This window comes from Enterococcus sp. RIT-PI-f (assembly GCF_001297065.1).
Lineage (GTDB): Bacteria > Bacillota > Bacilli > Lactobacillales > Enterococcaceae > Enterococcus_D.
In genome coordinates this window covers 1-4,365 of sequence record NZ_LHOX01000025.1, presented here as the reverse complement: position 1 = coordinate 4,365, position 4,365 = coordinate 1, and the positions used below count along the sequence as shown (strand labels likewise).

General features: G+C 34.4%; 4 protein-coding genes and 1 pseudogene. All 5 read right to left on the bottom strand.

Annotated elements, in window-relative coordinates:
• On the bottom strand, positions 1–925 hold a 925-nt coding region (locus tag AEQ18_RS15275; RefSeq protein ID WP_054117219.1), incomplete at its 3' end, for a rolling circle replication-associated protein.
• A gap of 1,043 nt (positions 926–1,968) precedes the next feature.
• Complete coding sequence (locus AEQ18_RS15265; RefSeq protein WP_054117217.1) at positions 1,969–2,643, bottom strand: hypothetical protein; 675 nt, start codon at positions 2,641–2,643, stop codon at positions 1,969–1,971.
• A gap of 392 nt (positions 2,644–3,035) precedes the next feature.
• On the bottom strand, positions 3,036–3,470 hold the full coding sequence (locus AEQ18_RS15260) for a hypothetical protein (protein ID WP_054117216.1): 435 nt from the start codon (positions 3,468–3,470) through the stop codon (positions 3,036–3,038).
• 23 nt (positions 3,471–3,493) lie between these two features.
• Positions 3,494–3,955, bottom strand: a complete 462-nt coding sequence (locus AEQ18_RS15255; RefSeq protein WP_054117215.1) for a helix-turn-helix domain-containing protein — start codon at positions 3,953–3,955, stop codon at positions 3,494–3,496.
• Positions 3,956–4,008: 53 nt separating this feature from the next.
• Positions 4,009–4,365: pseudogene (locus AEQ18_RS15250) on the bottom strand (rolling circle replication-associated protein); the annotation flags it as partial.

Here is a 4,365-nt window from a genome sequence, read left to right as displayed (position 1 = left end):
TGATTTGAATCGACTTACGAAGCGTTAAATTCTCATCTTTGAATCCTAACGTCTCTCTAACATGTTTATATTTCATCGGACGACGTTCAGGATAAACAATGCCCTTCGATTTGCTGAAAATGTTCATACCAGAAGGATACATGTGCAGACGACCGCCTTTTATAACCGCCTTACTTTCATCTGTTTTTGTGGTTTCAATTCCTTCAGCCCCTTGTTGACACAAGATATCCTCATACTTGCTTTCATCATCTTCCACCAAAATATCGGTTAAATACGCACACAAATACGCACCTAAATTATCGGTTTTATCAATACGTTTCACATCCACAAACCCATGAGACCAAAGATCTGCAAAAGTCTCATTTGGAATATAAACACTTTTCAAATGTGGAAATTTTAGCAACATATGAATATGCCAAGCCCCACGACCTTGTGGCTCCAATACTTTAACAAACTCAAATTTACTCTTATTTTTGACATTAAGCTTATACTTTTTATTTTTTCCTTTTTTCTTATAAGCAATCTCTCTAACTTCTCCATACTCATTGGCCATAAAATACTTAAATCGCTTGATAAACTTATCAAAATCAGCTGAAACTTTTTTCAAATCCTGTATGTTATCAGCGTAAGTCAGCGTTGTCCAAAGCTCATTTTTCTTTCCAGAAAAATTATTGTTTACCAAATACCCCAATTTTTTAAATGTTTTACGTAAGCTGTCTAAATTTTGTCCCCGATTCTCAGAATGAGCAAAATCTTTAATTTCGCCCGTCTGCAAATCGACATATTGGTCTTTGGAAATTTTTTTGATCGGTGCAGACGTATTTTTATGAGATAAATATTGCACTTCAATAATTTCGCCCATATCAGTGACCGTAACATAATCATCATTTTGGATAAAAGCATCGATTTTTCTCATTTCTACCATGTCTGCACCTCCTCTGGCTACGCCTACCGAATTCTTTTTCTCGTAATGTTTAGTTAAAATCAAGTTAAAGGGTTTTCGGTCGCTACGCTCCCTACAACCCTTGCTAGAGCGATTGTTTTGCCTTTTCTCCCCTGGAGATCTACCGAGCTGCTGACGTGCACAGCACTCGCCTTAGGCACGCTGGGAGTGTGCCAGGCGCAGCTAAAACACTCGGTAGAATCAAGGCAACCCAAACAATCGCTTCAGCAAGCCCTCTTCCTTTTTGAACACAAAAAAATGCAAGAGATTGACGTCCTAGCTTCCCACCCTTGGTCAGCCATTCACTCAATATCTTGCATTCTTCTTCAAATGCCTATATAATATCTTCGAATGGTAGATAAAGGGTCTAGCTTTATCTATCTGTAACGTTAAGAGGGTAGGATCTCTTAGCGTTTTTTTTTGTTCTTTTTTTCAGTCCTATCAAATTAAAATAAGTATACCGCTACCAACTAACCTTGACAAGAAAAATCCGAAATATGTTTATTCCACGTTTCCTTGACAGCAGGTTCCCTTCCCCCCGTACCCCCTACGCTTTGTCGCAAATTCAGCTTCTGACTTGCTCTCGCTTCAGTATAACAGGGGGAAGCCTACTGTAAAGGAACTTTCGCGGCATAAAACGTTCTTTAGAAAATAATAGAACAATCCTAGTGCTCACAAAATATTTATGAGCACTAGGATTGTTCATCTTTTTAATTCAGATATTGATAAATTAAATACGCATACCATAATAATCCTATAAAAAAGAACAAGTTTAAAATATTTTTATTTATTTTTCTTCTTTGATCTCCAAAATAAGGTGACCTTTTTTGCCAAAACAATTTCCTGTTTTTAACATCAGAAAAAAATAATCTGAAAATTATAAATAGAACAGGAAGAGAAAAGTTTAACAGTATATAAAAAATATCTGTATAATTTTCAAATATGACAAATCCTATTAAAATAAATAATACAGAAAGAAAAATAAGTCTGTACTGAATTTTCATAGATCACCTCTACAATCAAATTTACGCTCTCTTGATAGAATTAATACTATTAATCTTAAAACATTCTGTAGCAGTCATTCTGACGCCACCTTTTGTTTTTCCAGCATTGATATAAGAACTGCATAAACTTTCTCCAGAATTAAGACGTGAATACAAAACGCCTCCTGTTAAAAGTCCAGCTAAAGCTCCCATACCTCCACCAATGGCTGCGCCAAAACTTGTTGTAGCTCCAAGAGCAACCCCTTTACAATAATTATAATATCCTTTTAAATTTTTTAATCCTGCCTTTGTAGTAGCATAATCGTTAAGCCCACCATTTACAAATTTTTCAGTCCATCCCGTTTGACTATAATTAGGATTTGAAGCTCTAGCAGTAGAAAAAGAATCATTATCTACAACAGCCAAACTGACTTCAGCTCCTTCGAATTCAATAAATAAATCAGTAATTTTCTTTTCCTTTTCAGAATCGGTTAAAGAATTAAATTCACTTTTAAATTCATCACTATTTATTTTTTTCAAAAAAGCTTTATAAAGATCATTAGATTTAGTTTCAACAATTTCTGTACTATCCGAAAATTGCACTTCCTCTATTGCAACATCATCTGCACTTACTGTCACACTTGAAAGTCCAAATGGAACTGACGATAAAAGAATAAAGCTAGACATAAGCACACTAAATAATTTTGATTTTTTCATTTTATTCCTACTCTCTTTTCATTATTTATAAAAAACTGATTAATAAATTGCAAAATCGGTATTTTACAACTGCAATTATATGGTAGCGCTTTAAAATTGTAAAGATACATTTTATATACTCGAAATAATATCGGATAAGACCTACTTATATTGATAAAACATGACCACTTTTTTTGCTAAAAATGGAAAGAGCATAAGGTAAACGCACCACTCTCATGCTGAAAGTGGGAAAATAGGCTGTGCCTATTGCGTTTTTAAGAAAATAAATGTGATACCAAAGCATAGTTTTTAGCAGTTGTCAGGGAGTTGTTCAGAAACTACTCAAGTAGTCGTTTTCGCGAAAAGTAGTCTCTAAGTACCACCACAGATTGTCCTTTTTGGAGAAACAATTTTTACAAATACTTCGCAACAATGGCATGAAAATCAAGCTTTTCTTCTTCTTTTTTTTCTACTTTTACTTTCTCTTTTTCCATATGAACAGTTCTTTTTTGTAATTTATTTTTTGCTTTTTTTCGCCGACCATTCGCCCATCTTCCTCTTTGTTGGGTCTTCACTTCTTTATATTTTTCAGAATTTTCGAGATCAAAAATATCGACGTCCATCGTTTCCGCAAAACTATTTGAATAGATTAAAAGTTCATCCAAGCGATTTAAAAGTGCGCGCATTTGGATATTTTCTTTTGTCTTTAATCGATACAATTCCAAAATAATATAGCGAATTAAGGCACTGTCCGTTGCCGAATCTTCCACCGATAACAATTCTTTTAATTCTTCTAATGCGTCTCTATGTTCAGGATCAATATAAATTTGCAGCCGTTCTTTTGTCATTTGTTTTTCCTTCTTTCATTCCTCTAATATTTCCAAATTTTCCACCACTTGCGCTTACGAAGCGTATCATTTTCTAAAAGTAATTGTTGCGTTTTCTCTTGTTGAAGTAAAAATGAATGTTGGTGATTGCGTAAATCTTGTAATAATTCAGAAATTAATTGATCCTTGATTTTTAATTGCTTATCTTTTTCTTCTAACTGTTTTTTTAAAACCTCAAATGTTTCTTCAACCGAAAAATCAGTTTGCGGTAACTTTGCACTCGAGTTATCGGCCAAGTTTGCAGTTGAGTTTGCAATTTTACTGCTTTTAGATAGTAGTATCGATTCTCGAACAAGTTCAGCTGTATCAATACTTAAAGTGATTTTCTTTCCCTTTTCGACAACCGGTAACTCACCGCAAACCTTGTGCACATGGTTTCTAACCGTAGTTTTCGATACATTTAACACATCTGAAATCTCTTTTATCGTTATTTTATCTTCTGCCAATGACACTCCCTACCTTTCTGATCAAAAATAAAATTGTACACAACCAAATAAACCTATGCGGTTCGATTTTTTAAACTTTCTTCTTTTGCTCGTTCTTGAAGTTCAAATTTATGTTCTAATGCAAACAACTCTTGCTCCAAAGTGTCTCTGAGAGCCCCTGGTTTCGTTTCTAAGAGCAGTGAACGATATCTGGTTATAGAAGCAAGCAATCCTCTTTTGTCCGCTACACGCTTATTATATTGCTCTATAATTACGGTATTCTCAAAATCATGCTCTTCGTCCTTGATTTGAATCGACTTACGAAGCGTTAAATTCTCATCTTTGAATCCTAACGTCTCTCTAACATGTTTATATTTCATCGGACGACGTTCAGGATAAACAATGCCCTTCGATTTGCTGAAAATGTTCAT

Excerpts from the sequence above, each read along its gene's own strand:
- AEQ18_RS15260 (WP_054117216.1), bottom strand. The coding sequence starts at position 3,470 with ATGACAAAAGAACGGCTGCAAATTTATATTGATCCTGAACATAGAGAC.
- AEQ18_RS15265 (WP_054117217.1), bottom strand. The coding sequence starts at position 2,643 with ATGAAAAAATCAAAATTATTTAGTGTGCTTATGTCTAGCTTTATTCTT.